This window comes from Moorena sp. SIOASIH, assembly GCF_010671925.1.
Lineage (GTDB): Bacteria > Cyanobacteriota > Cyanobacteriia > Cyanobacteriales > Coleofasciculaceae > Moorena.
The window spans coordinates 375460-395612 of record NZ_JAAHIH010000006.1; the positions used below are offsets into that span (position 1 = coordinate 375460).

Genomic DNA, 20153 nt, shown 5'->3' on the forward strand with positions numbered 1-20153 from the left:
GATGGGGAGATGGGGAGATGGGGAGATGGGGAGGTGTGGGAGGTGTGGGAGGTGTGGGAGGTGTGGGGAGATGGCAAAGATTTTTATAGCCTTAATCATACTTATGAGTGAGATACAGGAGGTACAGTCAACTTAGTTACCCCTACTCCCTACTCCCTACTCCCTACTCCCTTAATGGAGTGTGGGGAGATGAAAGTGATGTGTAGCAACCTGATTTGCGTTCACGTTTGTCCATCAGAAGTTAACGTTTTTTGTTAAGTTAAATTATTAATTATTGAGTTTTTACGTATTATTATTAATATTTTTTTAGAAGCAAGCCTAACATTCCCCTTGATGGCAAGAGGAATCCCATAAACAGCAGGAGATCTAAAGGCATTACCCAAAAATTTAATATTTTTTTAAAAATTCCTCTAGACCTAATCCTTGACTTACTGGGATATACTAGGAAATACTAGGTAGTCATAGGTAAGTTCGGTTAAAGATTCACAAAAAACTAAATAGTATTAGGAATAGTATTAATAATGATATCTAGAATTGGTGAGACCTCCTTCTAGAGGTCGTATAACTGTTGATAATCCTGGATTAAGGTCGGAGAATTATGGTAGGAATAGATTTACCAGTACAACAAACCAGATTGGATCACGAACCGATTCATGTCATTGGTCAAATTCAGCCTCATGGGGGACTGTTGGTACTGGAAGAGCCTGAGCTAAAAATCTTACAAGTTAGCAACAATACCTCTAGGGTTTTGGGAATCCCTGTCGAAGCCATGCTACAAAAAACCCTAGAAGATGTACTTGACCCATTCCAAGTGGAGAGAATTAAAGCTGGGTTATCTGAGGAAAATCTAGACCTGATCAATCCTACTAAAATTTGGGCGAGGAAAAAAGGGGATGATTACGCAGTCTTTGATGGTGTGTTTCATCGTAACTCAGATGGATGTCTGATTCTGGAATTAGAACCAGCAGTTTCCCGGGAGACTATTCCATTTTTAAGCTTTTATCATCTAGCACGAGCCTCCATCAACCAGCTCCAACAAACCTCGAATCTCCGGGATTTTTGTCAAATCATCGTCAAAGAGGTGCGAAAAGTCACTGGGTTTGACCGGGTGATGCTCTATAAATTTGAAGATGATGACCATGGAGCCGTTATTGCGGAAGAAAAACTAGACAGTCTGGAATCTTACCTAGGCTTACACTATCCAGAATCCGATATTCCTAAACCAGCCAGACGATTATTCTGTTCCAATTGGATTCGATTAATTCCAGATGCTAATTCCCAACCTGTTGAGATTTTTCCTACCAATAACCCAATCACCAATCGTCCCCTTGATTTAACATTATCGATTCTCAGAAGTGCTTCCCCCTGTCATATCAAGTACCTCCACAATATGGGAGTTGGGGCGTCTTTGACGATTTCATTGATTAAAGATCAAAAACTCTGGGGACTTATTGCTTGTCATCATCAGACCCCTAAATATGTATCCTATGAGTTGCGCAAAGCTTGCGAATTTTTAGGACGAGTGATCTTCTCAGAAATTTCAGCCCGAGAAGAGACGGAAGACTATGACTATCAGATGAAGTTGTCCTATATTCAATCAATATTGATTGAGTATATGTCCCAAGAAGAAAACTTTATTGATGGCTTAGTTAAGCATGACCCCAATTTACTGGACTTGACCAGTGCTCAAGGTGCAGCAATTTGTTTTGGGGATAATTTTACGGTTATTGGTGAAACCCCTAGTGAAGAAGACCTCAAGTTTTTGGTGCAATGGCTGAAACAGAATGTTGATCAAGAGGTTTTCTATACTGATTCCCTGCCTCGCCTTTATCCTGATGCACAACGGTTTAAAGATATTGGTAGTGGCCTGCTAGCCATCCCAATTTCCAAGAGAAACTATGTGCTGTGGTTCCGATCAGAGGTGATTCAAACTGTTAATTGGGGGGGTGACCCCAATAAAGCCTTTGAAACAACCCACACAGAGGGGACTTTGCAACTGTCGCCCCGTAAATCCTTTGAACTGTGGAAAGAAACTGTTCGCTTAACCTCTTTACCCTGGAAACAGGTAGAAATTAAGACAGCACTGGAACTGAGGAAAGCACTGATTAATATTGTTCTGCGTCAAGCTGATGAATTGGCTCAATTGGCTCAGGATCTAGAACGTTCCAATGCGGAACTGAAAAAGTTTGCTTATGTGGCATCCCATGACCTACAAGAACCCCTGAATCAAGTGGCCAATTATGTGCAGCTTTTAGAAATGCGCTATAATGATAGGCTTGACGAAGATGCCAGCGAGTTTATTACCTTTGCGGTTGAGGGAGTCAGCCTCATGCAAACCCTGATTGATGATGTGTTGGCTTACTCGAAAGTCGATTTGCAGGGCATTGAGTTTAAACTGACGGAAGTGGAGACGGCCTTAGACCATGCTCTGGCTAATTTGCGGGGACGCATCCGTGAAACTGGGGCAGTGATTACCCATGACCCCTTCCCAACAGTTATGGCTGATAGCACCCAGTTGATGCAACTGTTCCAGAACTTAATCGGTAATGCGATCAAGTTCCGCAGTGAACAGCCGCCGGAAATCCATGTGGGGGCAAAACGACTGGAGGATTCATGGCTATTTTCAGTGCAGGATAATGGCATTGGCATTGAACCGCAGTTTAGCGATCGCATTTTCGTGATCTTCCAACGTCTGCACACCCGGGATGAGTATCCTGGCACAGGTATGGGTTTGGCTATCTGTAAAAAGATTCTGGAGTGCCACCGGGGCAAAATTTGGGTAGAGTCAGAACTAGGTCACGGTGCCACCTTCTATTTTACAATTCCAGTAAGGGGACGCGAGCGTGAGCGTAGAAACGGACGAAAGACACAAAATCATATTTTTGGTTGAAGACAATAAAGCCGATATTCGCTTAATCCAAGAAGCGTTAAAAAATAGCTCGGTACCCCACCAGGTAGTAACGGTCAGAAATGGCATGGACGCTATGGCTTACTTACACCAAGAAGGAGAGTATGCTGATGCCGTCCGTCCAGACCTGATCGTGCTAGATTTAAACTTGCCAAAAAAGGATGGTCGAGAGGTGCTCGCAGAGATTAAGGCTGACCCTAATCTCAAACGGATTCCTGTGGTGGTATTAACTACCTCAAGAAATCAGGATGACATTTTCCATAGTTACGACTTGCATGTGAATTGCTACATCACCAAATCCCGCAATCTTAGCGAATTATTCAAAATCGTCAGAGGAATTGAAGACTTTTGGCTCTCGACTGTCACCCTGCCATCACAATAAAAGGATTAGGGATTAGGGATTAGCCATAAACCATGAGACACTAAGGATTAGACATCAGGGTTGACTAATACAAAATCAGGAAACCAATGACGATTCTCTATCAAAGGAGAAATCCACACCAATCAGCCCAAGCAAGGAATACTACAAGGTAATGCCTGAAGGCTCAGTAAAAATCTTGTTAATTGAGGACAACCTGGCAGAAGCCAGATTGTTACAAGAGTTTTTGAAAGAAGCTCAGTTCAGGCAGTTTAGTCTAGTTCATGTCAAGCGGTTGCGGGATGCACTCCAGGAAATCGCTCAGGCTAGAGCAATCTCAATTCCCTACGATGTGATCTTGTTAGATCTGACTCTACCGGACAGCCACGGACTAGCATCCCTCGGACCCTTGATGAAGCAAGCGCCTAGTTTACCGATTGTAGTGCTAACCAATACCAATGATGATGAATTAGCGATTGAGGCAGTTCGTCAGGGAGCACAAGATTATCTAGTCAAGCGGCAAGTCAAGGGAAAAATGCTGGTTCGTTCCTTGCGCTATGCTATTGAACGTAAGCAGGCAGCAGTTGCATTACGACAAGAAAATCAAGCCCTAGAAAGTCAGGTTCAGGAACAAACCGCTGAGTTGGTTAGAGCCAAAGAAGTCAATCAGCGCAAAGCGGAATTTGTTTCCATGCTCTCTCACGACTTTCGTAATCCCTTAAATACAATCCTCCTTTGTTCTGGATTGCTCCAAGACAAAGAGGAACAATTACCTAAAGAGAAAAAACTGGTTCATTTGCGGCTAATTCGCTCGGCCATCAAAAACATGGCCCAGTTGTTGGATGAGGTTTCATTAATCAGCAAAGCTGATTCCGGCAAACTCCTGTGTCAACCTACTCGGTTGGATTTGAAACGGTTTTGTCACCAATTAGTAGAAGAGTTACAAATTATTACCAACAACAACCATCAGCTAGTTTTTACCAGTCAAGGGGAATTGAGGGAAGCGCTATGGGATGAAAGATTGCTGCGACACATTTTTAGCAATTTGCTCACCAACGCTATTAAGTACTCACCCACAGGGGGAAGCGTTCAGTTTGAACTGATTGCTCAGACAGAATGTGTTATCTTCCGAATTCAAGACCAGGGGATGGGCATTCCCCCAGAAGACCAACAGCAACTGTTTCAACCTTTCCATCGTGCTAGCAATGTTGGCACAATTCCTGGTAGTGGCTTAGGACTAGCTATTGTTAAAGAGTGTGTGGAAGCTCATGGTGGTGAGATTTCTGTCAAGAGTCAGTTGGGAGAGGGTAGTACATTTAGCGTTAGGTTACCGTATTAGCACTGGCCTGGGGAGATATCCTCAAGCACAAATTAAATGATTAACAGCCTATGGCTTATTCCCGACTCCCAGCGGACAGCGCTATAGTCGTAACTCCTGGGATTTTAAGATGAATACGGTAAATGCTGGTTTTTGCAGTAATGTAGAGGGTTTTTTTGTCACTGTCACCCCATGCTAAGTTAGCAGCAGGAATCTCTGGTACTTCAATAATACCCAGTAAATTAGCTGACGGTGAGAAAATCCACACTCCCCCAGGTCCAGTAGAGTAAACATTTCCTTGCAGATCTATTTTCATACCATCTGGTCCACCCGGTTTACCAGATGTCTTCAGTTCAGCAAAAATATGTCCGTTGCTTAGGGTACCGTCTGGCTGCACGTCAAAGACCCGAATGTGACCTTTTTGGAAATCACTAATGTACAGTTTTTGCTCATCTGGGGAAAAGGCAATACCATTCGGATGTACAAAGTTCCTCGCCAGCAGAGTCAATTTACCCTCCGGTGCTAGCCGATAGACACCATAAAAGCCTAGTTCTTGGGGGTGTGTTTGCAGATTGTAGTAGTTAAGGAATCTAGGGCTGTAGCAAGGGTCAGTAAAATAGATGCTTCCATCTGACTTAACTACCAAGTCATTGGGGCTATTGAGACTTTTCCCCTGGTACTGACTGGCAAGTGTAACGACAGTGCCATCTTTCTCGGTTATAGAAATGCGACGGTTTGCATATTCCGCAGTCAACAAGTGCCCCTCTCTATTGAAGGTATTGCCATTGGCGTTTCCAGAAGGGTGACGAAATACTTCTAGTTTTTCATCAGCAGTCCAGAATTGATAGATAGTATTAGCGGGAATATCACTAAATAGTAAGAAACCAGCATCGTTCCACACTGGTCCCTCTGTAAACTCAAACCCTGTAGCTACTTGTTCTACCTGGGCATTTGTATCCATAATTGCTGCTAAACTACTCTCGGCAAGAGCCTGAGTAGGGAGTGTGAATAACACAGTGAATAGCAACAGCAAGCAGATTACTAGTTGATGGATGCTCTTCATCTGCATTTTTTCTGTAACCTTAACTATCTCATTTTTCCATAACCTCTCACCTATTTTACAATAGTTAAAAATCCTTAAATTTAGTAATTACACATTCAACAATACCAAAGTTTTAGCTAGACGTTAATTTATGACAAAAAAGACATAACTTTTTGTGCAATAAAATCAGGAGTATCAACCGTCGTATCAATAAACAGTGTTCGACTTCCAGAGAGTGTTTCTAAGAAAACTCGTGCTGCTAATGGATCATAGTTTTTTTGTTCCTCCACAATAATCTTTAAGCGATCGCACAAGTCAGTCAGAGAGTAGTAGCCTTGATTGAGTTGAGTTAAAATATCTGTGGTTTCTTGAGGTGAAAATAAATTAATAGCTTCTGGCACTCCTAATTGTGCAAAACTACTAATTTGATTTTCATTAGTATTATAATTTACAGGGCTAAATTTACCAATGGAATCGAAGGAATCTTGGCGAGTTAACAACCGTTCAAATCGAACACGATTAGGAGCTTCCAAAACCACAAATTGAGCCTTTGGCAGCATGGTGGTTGCGTATTTTAACTCTTGTTCTCCTCGCAAACCATCAAATAGTAAAGGAAAAGTAAGTTGAGACGGATCAATCTGTAATTGGCTCAAAACTTGCACCATTCCCGCAGGAAACAGTTGCTTGTAGCGACGGGTATACTGGAAGCGTGTGACACGGCAGGTGATATCTTTCTCTTGTGCTACTCCATCGATTTCCATAACCGTTGGAATAATAAATTGATCAGTTAAAGTACGACGGTTAGGAAGAAGTGTAAAGTTCAGCCCTTGATCAGATAAAGCATTGACCAGTGTACTTTTTCCCACTCCCGTTAACCCAACTAAAATTAGCAAGGGCTGTTCAACAAGGGGAAGCCAGCCATCAACCTCTGAGAATCCGTGTCCAAGACCAGGTATTAACTCTCTAGACTCAGTTTTTGGGTTATTAAACTGCATTATGCTGTTTTTTCCTCCATTAACGTTTTTTGATCAGATTTTTGGCTAGTTCTTGCCAAAAATATTCCTAACAAAACAATTACAAATCCCAAGGAGTTTAAAGGGCTTAAAGTTTCTGCAAAAATCAACCAAGCAAAAATTGCTGTAAGGGTTGGTTCAAGCAGCAAAAAAATAGCGATAAAGCTAGAAGAAAAGTACTTGAGATTATGTATCAACATACATTGACCAAAGCATTGACAAACAATTGCCAAAGCGAAGATAATCGTCCATCCCTGCCAAGAGTGGGGAAAAAAGGTGTCTTTTGTCAGCCAAATAAGTGGTAATAAAACTATTGCGCCAACAGTGCATCGCCAGAATAGCAATGTTACTGCTGAAAACTTGGGGCGTAAATATTCTAAGATTAACAAATTGAGAGAATAAAACAGTGCCGCCAGCAAACCCAAACCATCCCCCAGCAAATGTTGTAGTCCAATTTGCAGATCTTGAATGCCAATCACTGATGCGCCAAGTATGGCTAACAACATACTACCTATAAACCGAGCCTCAAAGCGCTGTTGAAAAAACAGCCAACCCATAATACAAGTAAACAAGGGAGATAAATTACGCATTAGTGTTGAGTTCGCCACACTGGTTTGAGTTAATGACCAAGCCCAACACAATACTGAAGCAGTACCGATAATTCCTACTAGCAATAAAAGCACAATTTCTCTAGTTTTAGGAAACCTTTCGAGATTTGATGTATCGTTTTCAAAGCCATTATTTGATGAAGCAACAAGCTGATTGCTCCAATTCCATCCTCCAAGCAAAATCGCTGCAATCCACAAACGGTTAAACACTGTGCTAATCGCACTAATTTCTTGTTCACTGAGTTTGATAAAAATTGCCGCGAACGAGAGTGCAATTAAAGCAATTAACAGTGAAGCTAATGATCCCTTCATGGAAAGGTTGAAGGTGTTAACTAGTAAGGCTTTTGATTGGTTAGACATTAAACCTCTCTGGAAATGAAAAATGCATTCTCTAGAATACTTATAGGGACGTAATATGTTACGTCCCTACATTAGTTTTTATAAAGACGTCTTAAGACTTGCGACTATTATTCGCAATTTTCCAGCAGAACACATTGATTAACTATCTGGGGAAATTCATGATCAATATCAATAGAAGTTCCTCGTTTAGCCAGCACTTTTACCTGATTGAGGATGCAACTCATCGAAAGTTGATTATTGATAACTTTCTCTTGACCAATTTGTTTAAGGGCTAATTCCACTGAAGTTCGACCCGATTGCATTCCTAAAGCCAAGTTATTGGTGTTTGTCAAACTAGCAATATCAATGCTTTGATAAAGCATCGGATCTTTAGCAACAGCTTTAACATGAACTCCTGCATAGTGAGTGAAGGCATTTTTACCCATGATGGGCAAAAGAGGTGGAATGGAAGTATTAGAATATTTGCTGACTATATGGTATAGTTCTTTGAGATGTTTAATATCCCAACGCAACTCTGATTCACCCATCTCCATCACATTGACCAACAATGTCGCTAAATCAACAATACCAGTACGTTCTCCCAATCCCATCACAGTGACATCAATAATATCTGCTCCTGCTTTATAAGCATCCAAAGCATTAGCCAGTGCTAAGCCTCTGTCATTGTGACAATGAACGGCAATTTTCGGATATAACTGTTGTGCAGCTAGTTTTTCCTTCAAAGTTTTGACAAAATAGGAGTAACTGCGATTGCTCCGAAAGGGAGTAGCATATCCTGTTGTGTCTGCAATGCTAATAATATCTGCCCCTGCTTGTACAGCGGCACTTGCTATTTCAATAACCTGTTCAATTGAAGTACGTGTCGTATCTTCTGGTGTATAGCGAATCAATAAGTTTGGCTTTTGTGCTTTGGCATAGCGAATAACTTCTACAACTTGCTCAATTGCCTTTTCGATAGTAATTTGATAGTCACGCTCTAAACGGTGCTTGGCAACACTAAAGAAGATACCCAAAAAATCGATTCCACAATCCAATGCTTTTTGAACATGATCGATTCGACAAAGAGAGTGAGCACCAATCTTAGCATTCAATCCGGCATTAGCAACTAAGGTAACAGCTTCACAAATCTCAGGGCTAACAGCAGGATTTCCTACTTCAATAATATCAATACCAATTTGATCTAAATATTGAGCAATTAATAACTTGATTTCAGGGGTAAAATACACACCAGGAGTTTGTTCTCCTTCTCTCAATGTAGAATCAAGTATCTGACACATATTTGCTGCGGTGTAGTAGTTGATAGGAATGATTAAAGTTTGTAGACTAGGATGATAAATATCTAGAAATTAACCTTAAACCTTGCTATATCTGAGCTAAAAGTTAATTTTAGTAGATACCTGTGGGAGCATGTCAAATTCGCAGAACAAATGTACTAAAACGACTGATAACTGCTACTGAAGCCCCGAAAACACGATAGTTCAAAGGTTTGTAGTTCAAGTGTCTTACAAAATTGACCTGCTCCCATGCCTGTTGTAGTTATGCAAAAGATACCAAATAGCACCAATATTGTTATCCAGCACACTTAAAAAAGATAGCACAGTAATCGATTGAATTTTGTAAAAAATGTACTTGACAAATAAAAGTATTTATAGCTGAGGGGGTGACATGAGCCCTGAAAAGCTTACTAGATAAGGCTTTGATGCCAGTTGTCTTAGGAAAGATAAACTGGCAAATTGACCCTACGAATGATGTAATGGCAAGCTCAAACCCTTATAACTACGTCCAAGGTCAGGCCAAAACAGCATGTATCTTTTTGTTACAGATCGGCTGAACGCAATACCCAGTAAGGATTTTAGCTTGCATGTCACCCCCTCAGTATTTATAGGTAAGTTTTTACTCCATCAAGGCTATCTCGGAGACCCTCAACCCTCAAGGGGTTAACCGGCATGAGTCAAACCTTAAGAAATCCAGTGATTTGTTAACAAAAGTTACAAATGGTAAGATAATTAAAAAATCGAAATAGTTAACGGATTTGAGCTTTCATTAGCAACAACCGCAAACTAAACCGAACTCACTTGATAGGTGAATACTAGACTTCGCGGCAGTTGTCGGGAACAGGGAACAGGCAACAGGGAACAGTGGACAATAATTGACGTAAACACTATCAGAAAAATACTTTTGCAAGAGGTCTACTAACTACAATTTTCTGATCCTGATTATCCTAATCCAGAGCAACTGACCAATAAAAAGTGACCCAATAAAAAGTGACAAAAAGATGCAGCGCTATGTGACAAGCGCGCATCATTCCCTATTCCCTATTCCCTGTTCCCTATTCCCTGGGCGCAGGGCTATAACTTTTCTGTTACCGAAACATCCGCCTGGCAATTTCCGAAGCAATTTGTTGACCTAGCCGTTGAGTTTCCTGCTTTAACAAAAGTTCCAGCATCTTCGGTACCGATTCTAGGTCAAACCTAGAGGATTCAATAATCATAGCCCCAATCTTTTGCATCCGCTCCAGGTTAGGAGACTCTAATTTTCCAGTTACATTAACCGCCAAGCCTACCGATGCACTGATCTGCCCAAGAGTCTTGTATGAGAGATTCTCTAAACTGGTAACCATCTCTTCAACCAGAGCATTACGCAATATACTCCCTTGCTCGGAGTATAGAAATTCCAAACCCTGGTGTAAGAGCGCACTAATATCAAACTCCCTACTTGTGTGCACCTGACCTAATAAATCCTCCAAAACATCCCATTGAATTCCACCATCCTGATACACAATCTCCTGTAAACAAGTCCTTAATTGGGGGGATGAATCCGTTAACAGGCGTTGGGCAACATAGGGATACGTTTGATTGAAGGGCTGAAAATTGGGATTGAGCTTAATCGCTATCCCTTCTAAGGTAGCAGCACTCCGGAAAATCAGGAGGTAGTAAGTGGGTAATTTAAATGGATATTTATAAAGTAACGGGGATAGCTTCCGAATAATACGATTAAAGCCGAATGTTGACACAGTAGCTTCCATCACCCCACCAAAAATATCAGTGAGTTCAGGAATCAGCGAGGTCACATCTGTATCCGGTGGCAAAAAGTCGAGTTTCTTATAGTCTTGTGCTAAACCTTCAAAATCACCAATAACAATATGGACAACCGATTCCAGTAAGCGATACCGATAAGACGGTTCTACTGAGCTCATCATGCCAAAGTCAAGATAAGCCAACTTACCATCAGGGGTAGCCAATAAATTGCCAGGGTGAGGGTCAGCATGGAAGTAACCTTCTTCTAAAAGTTGCCGCAAGCAACACTGAAATCCCACATCGATCAGGGTATTCGGGTCTAATCCCTGGGCTTTAATGGTTTCTAGTTCCGTCAATTTAGTCCCAGTGATCCACTCCATGGTTAACACCCGCCGCCCCGAGTATTGCCAGTATATACGTGGTACAGCGATATTGTTAATGTCACCGTAAAGTTGGGCAAATCGTTCCGCATTGCGACCTTCCTGGGTATAGTCCATTTCTTCAAACAAGCTAATAGCTAGTTCGTCGATAAGTGCTACTAGGTCGCTGTGAACAAAGGATATTGATTCTTGGGCCCATGCTGCTATTTTCCGCAGGATATATATATCTAGGGAAATACACTCTACCAGACCAGGGCGTTGCACTTTTACTGCTACAATTTCACCAGTTTTGAGTGTCCCTTTGTACACTTGTCCTAGGGAAGCAGCAGCTACCGGTTTGTCGCTCAGTGAGCCATAGATGTTGTTATACTTATCCCCTAATTCTTCTTCAATTAACTGATAGGCAATGTGATTAGAGAAAGGAGGTAATTGGTCTTGTAATTTAGTGAGTTCCTCTAAATAAATAGGAGGAACAATATCAGGACGACAGGAAAGGATTTGTCCCAATTTAATGAAGGTTGGACCAAGTTGAGTCAGCTTTTCACGAAATTCCCAGGCTCGTTGAGGTTGATTTTGGGCAAGGCTACCAGTGACGAAATCCCACGCTAGCCTGATGCTAAAGGTAATCAATGCCCCTACCAAAGCCATCCTGCGTCCCCAGACTAGCCGAGAACGCTGGCGGTAGTAGTCAGATATGGTTCTTGGCTCGTACTGCAAGGTTAGTATTTTAAGATTTGTTAAATAATTACAAGAAAATTATCCCCTGAACTTTGCGGTTGGTCAAGGGGTAGGGAGTAGGGAGTAGGGAGTAGGGTGTCGGGTGTCGGGTGTCGGGTGTCGGGTGTCGGGTGTCGGGTGTCGGGTGTCGGGTGTCGAGTGTCGGGGGTAGGGTGTCGGGGGTAGGGTGTCGGGTGTCGTTAAAGGCGGGAAATGGGAAGAAGCACTGGTATAAAAAAAGCGATTCGGCAAAGCCGTTCGCGTAGCGTGGCCTTCGGCCTCTGCTTCGCGAACGCACTATGCCAAGTCAAACCTGACAAATAGCGCGATCGCATTTATCTTGAGTTTAGTTGACTACTTATATAGTCTGTTTCATCAAGAAGGGAAAAAAATTGAAAATTGTCAATGGTCAATTGCCAAAGGGATTTACGCGAATCTGTTAAGACTCTGACGCCAGCGGCTACCCAGCCATAACAACCCACCGATAGCAAGTAATCCTCCAGTAGTAGAAGATTCTGGCACTTTCTCGACTTTGATACGTGCTATCTGGTAGCCATCCACTGTAAAGTCGCCTTGAGCAAACGCCGGAGTTGATAAAATCGGTCCACCTGGAATAAAACCTGGATGCAGGGTGACAACTCCGTTTTCTGGTGTACCGGTATCAGGAGTAGTTTGACCGAAGAAGGCAGTAGTCGTCTGCTGCTCGTCGTTAACTTCCGTACCTGCATCCAGAACTTGAGAACCCAGAACGGTAAAGTCAGCTCCAGTGAAATTACCTTCTTCATCAAAAATCTCAATAGCCAAGGGGTTGCCATTAGCAATGAAAGCATCATTACTGGGGAGAATCATTGCCGCGTAGCTGAAGTAACGGCTACTAGAATCTACAGTAAATGTGGCTTTGGCAATATCCCCAGCAAGCTTCTGGACCATTTGGACCAGGAATTACCCCATCAACTGAACCCGCACCACTAGCAAAAAACTCTTGACTAAGCACTGCTGCATTGCCATCCTCAGCAATGCGCTCCAGTCCTGGTGAAGCTGCCTCACCCCGATCATAAATATCAAACAGACCATTATGAAAACCAACCCAGACTGGAGTCAATAACGTGCCGTTTTCCGGTGCCAGGCTTTCAATTGTCACCTTGAGGGTAGCTGCTGTTGCGCTAGATGCCATGGCTAGTGTAGAGGTTACGGTAACCATGGTGAGGATTTTGAGTGATTTAATAATTGGATGCTTCATGGTGATCCTGATCAATGAGATCAATATGGTAGATTTGTCAATGAGTGTGTTGCTCAACTATCTATGTAGCTACATCATTATCCGTAGAGTTAATCAGCTAAGTGTTCAAAACTAAGTGTTCAAAACTAAGTGTTCAAAACTTAGTGTTCAAAACCGATTTTGCTCGCACCACACAAGTGGGTAATCCTAGGTTAGTAGCTTGACTAGGATTATTGGTTTCTTGGTTTAGTTGTTGCTGAACAGAGGCTGAAAATTTGCCGATAATTTACTGATAATTTCCAGCCTCTCTCAGCCTTGTATGACCATGTGATATTAGTTGCGGTTGACTACTTATCCTGGAAGGGTATTCGTCAATTTAAAATTTCAAATTTAAAATTATTAATTAACACATCACAGGTCACAGGTCACAGGTCACACTTACGTTTAAGATTTCTGTAGCAGTCGTGGTTCGTGTTGAGAAACGACAATTAAATAGTCACCATTCTCAAGTTTATAATCTGTCGGTGGATTGGAGATAACGTCTCCTTCAAGTCCTTTTTGTACTGCTAGTACAATACTTTGATAGGCTTGCTTCATATACGTAAATACTTCCATAAAGGAACTACCCACCCGAGAGTCAGGGATTGCAATTTTATAAAGCTTGTTGCCACTTTGAGTACTTAATATTTCCGAGACAACTTTGGTAATTCCATGGTTAAGAGCAGCTTGGGAAATGAGCATGCTACTTAACTCACTGCTAACGATTATTTCGTCAACCTTAGCCCGCTGACAGGATTTAACATGAGTTTCATCTACCAGCTCCACAACTGTGTAAGCGTTGGGATTAATACTTTCTACTGTCAGGGTAGATAGTATAACTTTGGCGTCGCGAGCTGTTTCATCTATACTGTCATCCCCTAAAATTATAACAGTTCTAGCCTGCATCAAGTTGGCTCGAATCAAGGTTTCATCACTTACGTTGCCTTTAATAAAAAACAAATTATTGTCTTCGATCGGCTTCCGGTCTATATTAGCAATTAAAATAATTTTATCATCTTGAGTTTTAGGAAACCTTCGCAACTCATTGATGATAAACTTTGCTCTAGAATTCCATTCGCAAATAATCAAGTGATTGTTAAAATTATAAGAGCCCATACCTAGATCATTTTTGATTTTTTGATCGACAAAAATACCAGCGAGGGTAGCGGTGAAGATGGCTAAGAATCCAATCCCTACAAACATATCGAGAATAGCAATAAAGCGACCACCAACTGTGACAGGTGTGATATCACCATAGCCAACAGTTGTTAGGGTGACGATGCTCCACCAGAAAGCATCTGCTTTTGAGATATCTGGTTCCAGCCATGATATAGTGATGGTGTTAATGGTAATGATTATAAAAATAATAACCAGTACTTTATCAAGGTTTTCACTGCGCAAAAAATTCCAGAATTTTCGATTCCATAGTAAGATCATTTGACTTAGAGGTAATGGTTAGATCATGTCGGTTTAAGTAACTATAATACAGCGGTATTGAATTGGGTGAGGTACTTTCGTTATAGATTTTAGGGAGCAGGGAGCAGGGAGCAGGGAACAGGGAACAGGGAACAGGGAACAGGGAACAGGGCAAAAAACCTGTGTAGCTCATAGTTATGAAAAACGCTGTATCTATTCTCTATAATTTATAGATTGAATCTGCAAGGGTACATAGGGGCTCAGGGCCGGGAGTGGGGTTTGGAGTGTTTCGAGCTTACTGAAAACTATACAAAAACTATACAATTGACGTTTGCGATCGCTCAAGCTGAAAGCTAGAGGGTGTCCGGGAAACAGCTGAATGCTTAGGTAAAACATTACTATGGGAACGGATAGCGCTACTATTGTTAAGGAGTTTAAAGCCGCTGTCGGTCATGCCAAAATCCTCTAACCTCAACCACACCCAGGACCACACCCCTAACTCTGCTCAAAACACCATTCGGATTCGGGGGGCTAGACAGCATAACCTGAAAAACATTGATCTGGAACTGCCACGCGATCGCATTATTGTCTTTACTGGTGTTTCCGGTTCCGGCAAATCCTCCCTGGCATTCGACACTATCTTTGCGGAAGGACAACGCCGTTATGTAGAATCCCTGAGTGCCTATGCTCGTCAATTCCTGGGACAACTGGATAAACCGGATGTGGATGCCATCGAAGGCTTAAGCCCCGCTATCTCCATTGACCAGAAATCTACATCCCATAACCCCCGTTCCACCGTTGGTACAGTTACAGAGATTTACGATTACCTGCGATTACTGTTTGGACGGGCTGGTGAACCCTATTGTCCCAAATGCGATCGCAATATTGCTCCCCAGACCATCGACCAGATGTGCGATCGCATTATGGAACTCCCTGACCGGACTCGCTTCCATATCCTGGCTCCGGTTATCCGAGGCAAAAAGGGCACTCACAAGAAACTATTATCCAGCTTAGCCACCGAAGGATTTGTGCGGGTGAGAGTCGATGGTGAAACCTTTGACCTCTCCGATACCATCGAATTGGATAAAAATTATACCCACAACATTGAAGTGGTGGTTGACCGTCTCATCAAAAAGCCTAGTATTCAAGAACGAATTACCGATTCCCTTGCTACTTGCCTAAAACGTTCTACTGGAATTGCAGTTATCCAAGTTTTAGATAATACATCAGCACAGTCAGCAGAAGTCAAATCTGATCATAATTATAGACGTACTCCTTCAAAAAATTGCAGTTCATCTGGCCAAGAAATTCCCCAAGAAATCGTCTTTTCAGAAAACTTTGCTTGCCCAGAACATGGGGCAGTAATGGAAGAATTATCTCCCCGATTATTTTCCTTTAATTCCCCCTATGGTGCTTGTCCATTCTGTCACGGTATCGGGAATTTACAAACCTTTTCGCCAGAACTAGTAGTACCTGACCCTACTCAACCCTTATATAGTGCTATTGCCCCGTGGTCAGAAAAAGACAACACCTACTACATCTCCCTACTTTATAGTGTAGGAGAAGCCTATGGTTTTGAAATCAAAACTCCCTGGAATCAGCTAACCTCTGAACAACAAGAGATTCTGCTCTACGGCACCGACGAAAAAATTTACATTCAAAATGATTCTGCTTATGGCAAAGAAAAAGGGTACTACAAGCGCTATCCTGGCATTATCCCGATCCTAGAAAAACAGTACAAAGACACTAGCTCGGAAGCATCAAAACACAAACTAGAGCAGTATTTAATTTATCAACCTTGCCCAGAGTGTCATGGTAAACGGCTTAAACCAGAATCACTATCGGTGCGGTTAGGACAATATCATATTGATGATTTAACTAGTGTCTCAATTCGCCAATGTCGTCAACGGATTGATAACTTACAACTCTCCCCCCGCCAAGCTCAAATTGGTGACCTTGCCCTCAAAGAAATTAAAGCCCGATTACAATTTCTGCTTGATGTAGGATTAGATTATCTTACCCTTGACCGTCCAGCCATGACCCTTTCCGGTGGAGAAGCTCAGCGGATTCGCCTAGCAACTCAGATTGGAGCAGGCTTAACTGGAGTTTTGTATGTATTAGATGAACCAAGTATTGGATTGCACCAAAGAGATAATGGACGGTTACTGACTACCCTGATCAAATTGCGGGATTTGGGGAATACCTTGATTGTTGTAGAACATGATGAAGAAACCATTCGTACTGCCGATCATATTGTCGATATTGGTCCGAAAGCTGGAATTCATGGGGGAGAAATTGTTGCTCAAGGGGATTTAGAGACTGTAATCACAACTGATAATTCCCTGACGGGAGCATATTTATCAAAACGGCAAGTAATTGAAACCCCTAGTAAACGTCGAGAGGGGAATGGTCGTTCCTTGGTGATTAAAAATGCTCATCGTAACAATCTCAAACACATTCAGGTAGAGATACCACTAGGGAAATTAGTCAGCATTACAGGTGTCTCTGGGTCTGGTAAATCTACCTTAGTCAACGAATTACTTTACCCAGCCTTACAACATCATCTGACTCGTAAAGTCCCCTTTCCCAAAGAATTGGATCAAGTTGAGGGACTCAATGCTATTAATAAAGCAATCGTAATCGATCAATCTCCCATTGGTCGCACTCCCCGGTCTAATCCTGCTACGTATACAGGAGTGTTTGATGCAATTCGAGAGGTATTTTCCAAAACTATTGAAGCTAAAGCTAGAGGTTACAAGCCAGGGCAATTTTCGTTTAATGTCAAAGGGGGACGTTGCGAAGCTTGTTCGGGACAGGGTGTGAATATCATTGAGATGAATTTTTTACCCGATGTCTATGTACAATGTGACGTTTGTAAGGGAGCGAGATATAATCGAGAAACGTTGCAAGTGAAGTATAAAGGATATTCCATTGCTGATATTTTAAATATGCCAGTGGAAGAAGCGTTGGAGGTATTTAAGAATATTCCAAGAGCAGCATCTCGGTTACAAACCTTAGTAGATGTAGGGTTAGGATATATTCACTTAGGGCAACCAGCACCGACATTATCTGGTGGAGAAGCACAGCGGGTGAAGTTGGCAACAGAATTGTCACGTCGGGCAACCGGAAAGACATTGTATTTAATCGATGAACCGACAACAGGATTGTCATTTTATGATGTTCATCACTTGTTGAATGTATTGCAGCGGTTAGTAGATAAAGGAAATTCTGTTTTAGTGATTGAACACAATTTAGATGTGATTCGCTGTGCTGATTGGGTAATAGACTTAGGACCAGAAGGTGGGGATAAAGGGGGAGAAGTCATTGCCTCAGGAACACCAGAGGAGGTAGCAGAAAATCCTAAGTCCTATACCGGGAAGTATTTGAAGGAGGTTTTACAGGAGTACCCGCGACAGGAAGGACTGCTGAGTGCTTAGTGTTCAGTGGGTTAGTTGTAGGGCATGTTTCAGGAATGGCTTTTGTGATGCGATCGCTTAATTTGGATGCGATCGCTTAATTTGAAAGAAACAAGCTCAGCTCGACAGTGAAACACTCATTCAATGGATACCAGATTAAACTACCAAGACATAATCAAAAAAGTATTAATGGAACACGCTGACTATCGTGCTTCCCTACCTGACAGCTATGACTCTAAAGTGCTTTTCGATGATCAGCGAGGACACTATTTAGTATTAGACATGGGTTGGAATGATGACCATTACTTACACGCTACACCAATTCACCTAGATTTAATTGGTGACAAAATCTGGATTCAATACGATGATACGGAAGAGGGGATTGCTACCGATTTACTGGAAGCAGGTATTCCCGCAAACGATATTGTACTTGGTTTCCGCCATCCTCAAGTACGGCAGTATACAGGTTTTGCAGTAGGCTAAAGATTTAATTTTGGTATAATTTAGAATGCAGTATAATTCCAAATTATAAATTATCAATTTAGGTGCGCTTGACCCGTAATTAAATTACGGGTCAAGCGCACCTCTGCATCGCTATGAAAAGTCCTGTAAGATGAATTCAAAAGTTCCCAAAATTAATGCTTCCGGTGTTGGGTAGTAGAGTACACCCTTCTGTTGTATAGCCCATTTCAAACGAAAGACAAACTCTTGCCAAGATACATAACCATTGCCGTCAACATCTAACAAATTGCAAATCATATCCCTTTGTTTTTCTGTGACATTAACACCTGTGAAAATATCATCAATAAAATGATTGATGGGTATCTCTTCCATCGTTTTAGTAATCTCTGTATTTTGCCAAAATATGCTAGAATTTGAAGTCAGTTCTTTTTGATTTTTATGAGACGGCGAATTTATTTTTTCTGACAACTTTTTCCATCGTTGTTTTAGACTAATGATAAGTGGGTGTTCATCAGGAATATCGCTATCTGAAGTGATAATTTTGAGCATGGATGATGAAATACATCCTCCACTATATTCATACAGTTGGGCTAACCCAATTATGGTATTGTAGTTAAAGCTGTTTCCTAGAAGTAAGTGCTCATCAATTTTTTCTTCCATCTTTTTGCATAAGTTTTCATCCCATCCTGTTTTTTCGGGTTCGCCGAATCGTTCAATCATAGCTTGATGTAGCATTTCGGCATTGGCGAAATCACTGATTCTAATAGTTTGCTTAACACCAATCATGCTAGCAACAGCACCCATTTTATCTCCCATGAATCCATGCCATCCACCGAACACGAGATCGAAGGCTTCCTTACCATAAACTTCTTGATCCCTAGGAACAGGTTCTTTTGATGCAATGGTATGTACTTTGCGGGCAGATTTAATAATCGCTGGCAGGTTGTATGTACGAGTTACAAATTTATTGCCAAGCCGGGCTAAATTTGTTAATGTAATACTTGAGCATGAATGCCCTAAAGCTGCCCCGGCCTTGCAAACGGCACTCCATATCCCATCAGCACCATTCGCCAATGCTTCTAAAACTGTTGACTCTGCAAGGCCAAAACCACAATGTACGTGAACCAGTAGTTTACCATTTGACCAATTTGCCGAAATCATGGTTTCACGAATAATACGAGTCAGTTTGCTTACAGTTTCTGGAAGCAAAAAACCGGTTGGTTCCTCAATCATCAGTCCAAAGGGACGCTGATTACTAGGCAGATTTCCCAAGGATTCAATCAGATGTAGAGCTCTGGTCAAACCCTCTGTATCGGTTTCAAAATTTGCGAAATCTCTTAAATTTACAAGAATGCGTGGAGGGAGTTTTTGTTCACCACGTGGGATCAAATTTTTATTAGCCCACTCCACTTGGTTTAAAATGAACTGGTTGAGATCGAACTGCTCATAATTGATGGCAGGACTACATAAATCTATTTCGATAATAGCATTACTCATCTTATGATCGTTGACCATTTCCAACAATCCATCTGCTGGCTCATCAATGGGAACTCCATATTTATCTAAAGCGCTGTAAGCTTCGCTAAATCCCCACATATTATCTAAGGATCCCCCCAACTCAATCCAATGTTTTGGAATTTGGTCATCAACGTTTCTGTTAGCTCCATAAGTACCAAGAATCACTTCATTTAGTTCAGCTTCAGCAATAGCCTTTAAGATGTTGATTTTATCTTCAAGGACATGACCACGAGCAGTTCCCACAGTGGTTTCACGAACAGAATTATCTAGAACAAAGATTTCAAGATCCTGTAGGATTTTAAGTTCCTCATCTGCCTCGTTGCTAGCCCTGTCGATTATCGCTTTAAATTTGTTCATTTTTA

Annotated in this window: 16 protein-coding genes; 5 read left to right on the plus strand and 11 right to left on the minus strand. The window is 41.8% G+C overall.

Annotated elements, in window-relative coordinates:
- Positions 1-598 precede the first annotated feature (598 nt).
- From F6J90_RS33680 to F6J90_RS33690, 3 genes are all read left to right on the plus strand, one after another.
- On the plus strand, positions 599-2890 hold the full coding sequence (locus F6J90_RS33680) for an ATP-binding protein (RefSeq protein ID WP_293104083.1): 2292 nt from the start codon (positions 599-601) through the stop codon (positions 2888-2890).
- Positions 2844-3290, plus strand: coding sequence for a response regulator (locus tag F6J90_RS33685; protein ID WP_293104085.1), 447 nt, complete (start codon positions 2844-2846; stop codon positions 3288-3290). The genes F6J90_RS33680 and F6J90_RS33685 overlap by 47 nt, the downstream gene beginning before the upstream one ends.
- Before the next feature lie 151 nt (positions 3291-3441).
- Entirely contained in the window at positions 3442-4605 is a 1164-nt protein-coding gene (locus tag F6J90_RS33690) for a hybrid sensor histidine kinase/response regulator (RefSeq protein ID WP_293104087.1), read from the plus strand.
- A 55-nt stretch (positions 4606-4660) separates the two neighbouring features.
- On the opposite strand, the gene F6J90_RS33695 is transcribed toward F6J90_RS33690, so the two are convergent.
- From F6J90_RS33695 to F6J90_RS33740, 10 genes are all read right to left on the minus strand, one after another.
- Positions 4661-5647 (minus strand): SMP-30/gluconolactonase/LRE family protein, encoded by a 987-nt coding sequence (locus tag F6J90_RS33695; RefSeq protein ID WP_293104089.1) that lies wholly within the window; start codon positions 5645-5647, stop codon positions 4661-4663.
- A gap of 128 nt (positions 5648-5775) precedes the next feature.
- On the minus strand, positions 5776-6621 hold the full coding sequence (locus F6J90_RS33700; RefSeq protein WP_293104091.1) for an AAA family ATPase: 846 nt from the start codon (positions 6619-6621) through the stop codon (positions 5776-5778).
- Positions 6621-7607 (minus strand): DMT family transporter, encoded by a 987-nt coding sequence (locus F6J90_RS33705; protein ID WP_293104093.1) that lies wholly within the window; start codon positions 7605-7607, stop codon positions 6621-6623. The genes F6J90_RS33700 and F6J90_RS33705 overlap by 1 nt, the downstream gene beginning before the upstream one ends.
- Before the next feature lie 107 nt (positions 7608-7714).
- Positions 7715-8884 carry a 2-isopropylmalate synthase gene (locus F6J90_RS33710; protein ID WP_293104095.1) on the minus strand — a complete coding sequence of 390 codons (1170 nt, stop codon included), beginning with the start codon at positions 8882-8884 and terminating at the stop codon, positions 7715-7717.
- Positions 8885-9969: 1085 nt separating this feature from the next.
- On the minus strand, positions 9970-11721 hold the full coding sequence (locus F6J90_RS33715; RefSeq protein WP_293104097.1) for an AarF/ABC1/UbiB kinase family protein: 1752 nt from the start codon (positions 11719-11721) through the stop codon (positions 9970-9972).
- A 28-nt stretch (positions 11722-11749) separates the two neighbouring features.
- Complete coding sequence (locus F6J90_RS33720; protein ID WP_293104099.1) at positions 11750-12019, minus strand: hypothetical protein; 270 nt, start codon at positions 12017-12019, stop codon at positions 11750-11752.
- Between the two features lie 128 nt (positions 12020-12147).
- On the minus strand, positions 12148-12651 hold the full coding sequence (locus F6J90_RS33725) for a spondin domain-containing protein (RefSeq protein WP_293104101.1): 504 nt from the start codon (positions 12649-12651) through the stop codon (positions 12148-12150).
- Positions 12596-12961: a spondin domain-containing protein gene (locus F6J90_RS33730; protein ID WP_293104103.1), complete on the minus strand. Its 366-nt coding sequence runs from the start codon at positions 12959-12961 to the stop codon at positions 12596-12598. The genes F6J90_RS33725 and F6J90_RS33730 overlap by 56 nt, the downstream gene beginning before the upstream one ends.
- A gap of 423 nt (positions 12962-13384) precedes the next feature.
- Positions 13385-14380, minus strand: a complete 996-nt coding sequence (locus tag F6J90_RS33735) for a potassium channel family protein (RefSeq protein WP_293104105.1) — start codon at positions 14378-14380, stop codon at positions 13385-13387.
- The gene (locus F6J90_RS33740) at positions 14370-14588 is read right to left on the minus strand and encodes a hypothetical protein (protein WP_293104107.1); all 219 of its coding nucleotides are present in this window, start codon (positions 14586-14588) and stop codon (positions 14370-14372) included. Before F6J90_RS33740 ends, F6J90_RS33735 begins: the two co-directional genes overlap by 11 nt.
- Before the next feature lie 259 nt (positions 14589-14847).
- On the opposite strand from F6J90_RS33740, the gene uvrA reads away from it, so the two are divergent.
- Both uvrA and F6J90_RS33750 read left to right on the plus strand, forming a co-directional pair.
- Positions 14848-17832 carry an excinuclease ABC subunit UvrA gene (gene uvrA, locus F6J90_RS33745; RefSeq protein WP_293104109.1) on the plus strand — a complete coding sequence of 995 codons (2985 nt, stop codon included), beginning with the start codon at positions 14848-14850 and terminating at the stop codon, positions 17830-17832.
- Between the two features lie 123 nt (positions 17833-17955).
- Positions 17956-18294: a XisI protein gene (locus F6J90_RS33750; protein ID WP_293104111.1), complete on the plus strand. Its 339-nt coding sequence runs from the start codon at positions 17956-17958 to the stop codon at positions 18292-18294.
- Positions 18295-18405: 111 nt separating this feature from the next.
- Here the strand turns inward: F6J90_RS33750 and F6J90_RS33755 are convergent, their stop codons facing one another.
- Positions 18406-20148, minus strand: coding sequence for a hypothetical protein (locus tag F6J90_RS33755; protein ID WP_293104113.1), 1743 nt, complete (start codon positions 20146-20148; stop codon positions 18406-18408).
- Positions 20149-20153 lie beyond the last annotated feature (5 nt).

Excerpts from the sequence above, each read along its gene's own strand:
- F6J90_RS33710 (WP_293104095.1), bottom strand. The coding sequence starts at position 8,884 with ATGTGTCAGATACTTGATTCTACATTGAGAGAAGGAGAACAAACTCCT.
- F6J90_RS33695 (WP_293104089.1), bottom strand. The coding sequence starts at position 5,647 with ATGAAGAGCATCCATCAACTAGTAATCTGCTTGCTGTTGCTATTCACT.
- F6J90_RS33690 (WP_293104087.1), top strand. The coding sequence starts at position 3,442 with ATGCCTGAAGGCTCAGTAAAAATCTTGTTAATTGAGGACAACCTGGCA.
- F6J90_RS33730 (WP_293104103.1), bottom strand. The coding sequence starts at position 12,961 with ATGAAGCATCCAATTATTAAATCACTCAAAATCCTCACCATGGTTACC.
- F6J90_RS33750 (WP_293104111.1), top strand. The coding sequence starts at position 17,956 with ATGGATACCAGATTAAACTACCAAGACATAATCAAAAAAGTATTAATG.
- uvrA (WP_293104109.1), top strand. The coding sequence starts at position 14,848 with ATGCCAAAATCCTCTAACCTCAACCACACCCAGGACCACACCCCTAAC.
- F6J90_RS33755 (WP_293104113.1), bottom strand. The coding sequence starts at position 20,148 with ATGAACAAATTTAAAGCGATAATCGACAGGGCTAGCAACGAGGCAGAT.
- F6J90_RS33725 (WP_293104101.1), bottom strand. The coding sequence starts at position 12,651 with ATGGTCCAGAAGCTTGCTGGGGATATTGCCAAAGCCACATTTACTGTA.
- F6J90_RS33700 (WP_293104091.1), bottom strand. The coding sequence starts at position 6,621 with ATGCAGTTTAATAACCCAAAAACTGAGTCTAGAGAGTTAATACCTGGT.
- F6J90_RS33740 (WP_293104107.1), bottom strand. The coding sequence starts at position 14,588 with ATGAGCTACACAGGTTTTTTGCCCTGTTCCCTGTTCCCTGTTCCCTGT.
- F6J90_RS33680 (WP_293104083.1), top strand. The coding sequence starts at position 599 with ATGGTAGGAATAGATTTACCAGTACAACAAACCAGATTGGATCACGAA.
- F6J90_RS33705 (WP_293104093.1), bottom strand. The coding sequence starts at position 7,607 with ATGTCTAACCAATCAAAAGCCTTACTAGTTAACACCTTCAACCTTTCC.